The sequence below is a fragment of the Photorhabdus heterorhabditis genome, from assembly GCF_001280945.1.
Lineage (GTDB): Bacteria > Pseudomonadota > Gammaproteobacteria > Enterobacterales > Enterobacteriaceae > Photorhabdus > Photorhabdus heterorhabditis.
Map to the genome: position 1 here is coordinate 1 of NZ_LJCS01000124.1, position 3886 is coordinate 3886.

The window sequence follows — 3886 nt, forward strand, 5'->3', positions numbered from 1 at the left end:
ACAGTTTGTCATCTTCAAACCAGAAATTCAGCCCTTCTTCAGCGACTAACCGGGCAAAAAAGTCATAATCGGACTCCCGTTTCTGCGTCACATACTCGCGAATATAATGAAACTCATTCAGTTGGGAGTCAGCCAGCACGTGGTGTTTTTTCAGCAAGCTGTTGAGAATGGCTGGCACACTTTGCCGATGATAAATCCGGCTGTCCTGATTCAGGGTCATTCGCCAGAGAGCGGGCCGGACAGTGAGGGAATAAAGGGTACGATGAGCATCAGTCTCTCTTAATACCGCCTGGGCGATAACACCACTGACCTGACGTTGTTCAACGCCATTAAAAACCACCCGAAATTTCACCGACTGTAATAACAGTGATTCTAAATCAATATCGGCCCGTTGGCTGACCAGAGTTAAAGACAGCGTAAACAGCTGGGACAATTCCTCCTGTAAAGAAAATTCAGCGACCGCAAACGTTTTCTCCGGCAAATCGGTAACCTGGCAGAGAAAGTGTAATCCATCATTCAGCTCCGCGTTTAATAAAGTGTGGGATGCATTCATTACATTTCCTTATTTATAAGGTTGATATTTATATTTAAACAAATCAGTGATAAGACCTTTTCAGCATTATTTTATTTTCCAATAGTCAATAGAATCTCTGTTAATATCCACCCGGCCATCTTTCAATACCGGTAAGTATTTTCTTATATTTATCATGATCCGCGCTCTTCAATCCTCATAACGTCATCGGTATAACGTGTTAAAGCTAGATTGCCCTGTTTATTCTGTTTGATGTGAATAAACAGGACACTATTTTGGTGACACTACTTTATGTAACGGGTATCGACCATTTGAGTTTTGGTTTCAATATGCCCATTGGGATATTCAACCCATTCCTTTTCTCTAGTCACGGTGATCTTTGGCATTTTGGTTTCATCCAGTTTAGGTTTAAAGGTAATTTTCCATTCAGAACCCGGAACTAACGTTAACCGAAAGGGGCGCACTCTTAATTCACCCTGCAAGAATATTCTTTTCGGGAGCTTTTCAACCATCTTCAATACAGGGTAAATAGTGGGGCTGTAATTAATGGTATTCAATGCCGCCGTTTCGCTAAGATTTGTTTGAACTGCATCGTTGATAAACGCGGTTAACCCCGTTCCTCCCCCTCCTTCATATATCACAACATCTTTCATCAGATGACTGACATCGGTATAACCCACGTTCACAAAGGCCCGGTCAATTTTCCATTTGCACCTACCCCCGCCATTGAAAGGTAATTTCGTTTTAAAGTAACCGGTTTGCGGATCAGCCTTCACATCCAGACGCAATCCGTGATGAGTCGGCACCTTATAAGACGACATATCCGCATGCCACTGAGATTTAAGACAGTCTTTTGATATATACACAGCGGACACATAGGGTTTTGTATATTTCGGTGCCACCCCTTCTACGGTAATCCATTGATTATCTTTCGGCGGTGAAAGTGGTGCATCCGGGTCAGCACAGCCCGATATGAATATGACTAATAATACCGGGAAGTATTTTTTTGTATTTACCATAGTCGGCTTTCCTCAATATCTACAGCGCTATCCGTATGAGTGTCAAGGTTATATTTCCCCGCTTATTTTGCTGGAGGTTTTGGTGCCGTTATTTTCCAGTAATCTATTGATTGCCGATTCAGATCAATTCGCCCATTGGGATACTCAACCCATTCTCCTTTTCCATTAGTGATAGTGACTTTCGGCATTTTGGTTTCATCCAATTTAGGCTTATAGGTGATTTTCCATTCGGCTCCTGGGGTTAATTTCAATCGAAAGAAACGCACGCCTACTTCACCCTGTAAAAATACGCTTTTCGGCAATCCTTCAACTAATTCCAAAACAGGGTAAATAACCGGGCTAAAATCTATGGTATTCAGTGCCGCTGTTTCGCTAAGGCTTGTTTGGACCGCATTGTTGATAAATGCGGTTAAACCTGTTCCTCCTCCTCCGTCGTATAGAACCGCATCTTTCACCAGGTGGCTAACATCGGTATAACTCACTGACACAAAAGCTCGATTGATTTTCCATTTGCACCGACCTCCACCATTGAAAGGTAATTTCGTCTTAAAGTAACCGGTTTGCGGATCAGCTTTCACATTCAAACGCAATCCATTATAAGTCGGCACCTTATAAGGCGACATATCAGCATGCAGCTGATATTCAAGGCAATCTTTTGAAATATACTCTGCCGATACATGCGGCTGTGTGTATTTCGGTGCCACCCCTTCTACGGTAATCCATTGATTATCTTTTGGGGGCGAAAGCGGTTCATTCGGGTCAGCACAGCCCGATATGAATATGACTAATAATATCGGTAAGTATTTTTTTGTATTTATCACGGTTAATTTTCCTCGATCCCGACAGCATGATCTGTATAGCGTGTTAAAGCTAACATGCCCTGTTTATCCTGTTGAGTGCAAATCAGTGCCTGCTTTAACTGATGGTCCATCTGTAAAAACAAGGTATCGCGTTGTCGAATATCTGCTACAATATCGCTCCTTTCATTCAGCGCTTTTTCAAATAATTGCTCTTGATCCAAGAAAAAGTGATATTTCTCCGGTGCAACCAATTCTGCTAATCGTGCACCAATGTAACGGGCATATTTCAGCGAACTGTGATCAGGAAAACCCAGTGCATCTTTTAAAGTCGGGTTTTCATTCAGCGGAAACCATTTAGCTTTATCTGCCTCACTGATTTGTTGAAAAAATCTTTTCTGAATATTCCCAGCCTCTTTCAGATTATTTTCTGTTTCAGGGTTGAGTGACGGAATTAAATACAATTTTGTTTTGGTCGGTAAAGTAGTTCTGAGCCGTACATGATTACTTGGGTTACGTTCTTCCAGCCACTCAATAACCAGATTGATTTTACAAAAATGTACTATTTTTCCATGATGCAGATAAACTTCACCGCTGTCGGTAAAATCCAGCAATTCAATGGGACTAAACAAATAGCCTAACGGTCCCCAACAACCATAAAGCCAGTTATCTAAGTTTTTTTCTGGCGGTACGGCAGGGACCGGATCATCTTCATTGACATGGCGATAGTGGGTAATAGCAGCCAGTTCCTGTACTGCACTGCGCGTTAAGGTTCGCGGCATCCCATAGCTGTAGAGGCAGGGATTATATTCTTTCAGCTGTGCACTGTGCAGCAATGCCAATGCTCCTCCCAAGCTGTGACCACAAACAAATAACCGTTTGTTTTTAACCAAACTGATAATATCGCGGAATACTGTTGTAATTGTAATTTTATCACTAGGGATTGTTAGCTTTTCAACCAGACCAAATGCTTCCCAAAACCCTTTATGCACTTTACCACTGTGAATAAACCCGCTACACAGGGCTTTTTCATCACAATCTAACCCCAAAGGCTGGTATGCTGCATCCGTGACAGCATCCGTCATGTTAGTTGTACCCCGCCAACTGACAATTACATCACGCTGGCTGGCCGCATAAAACAGCTGGGTATTACCTTGCTTATTATCTCCGGCTTTTGAATTAATAAACTCCACCCGGGTATAACGTTCACTAAACGGCACATCATAAACAATCGGGGTTGCCGACAATGTCTCTACCTTATTAGGCAGCTTCGAGACATCCACCATCTGCCGGTTAAAAAAGTGCGGCACTGAGCCTTCTACGTTGATATCCCCGCCCGCATAAGCCAATACGCTCATCAAACACTGATTATAGGCATTCACAATCGAATACTCTTTCTGATGATGCAACAGCAAAACCCAGGCCCGGAATGGACACACTTCCAATACATACCGCTGATTTAACGGATGAACCTGATAGCCTTTTGGCTCCAAGTCCGGGAAATGATAGGGAGGTGGAATTTTTTTAGGATCGTTCCA

Annotated in this window: 4 protein-coding genes; all 4 read right to left on the bottom strand. The window is 42.7% G+C overall.

Annotated elements, in window-relative coordinates:
• The coding region (locus AM629_RS20640) for a contractile injection system protein, VgrG/Pvc8 family (protein WP_268794989.1) at positions 1-553 on the bottom strand (553 nt) is incomplete at its 3' end.
• Positions 554-816: 263 nt separating this feature from the next.
• A complete protein-coding gene (locus AM629_RS20645; RefSeq protein WP_054481642.1) occupies positions 817-1551 on the bottom strand; it encodes a hypothetical protein in 735 nt (244 codons plus the stop codon).
• 62 nt (positions 1552-1613) lie between these two features.
• Complete coding sequence (locus AM629_RS20650) at positions 1614-2372, bottom strand: hypothetical protein (RefSeq protein ID WP_054481644.1); 759 nt, start codon at positions 2370-2372, stop codon at positions 1614-1616.
• 2 nt (positions 2373-2374) lie between these two features.
• Positions 2375-3886, bottom strand: a 1512-nt coding sequence (locus AM629_RS20655; RefSeq protein WP_054481646.1) for a lipase family protein, incomplete at its 5' end; no start/stop codon positions are given.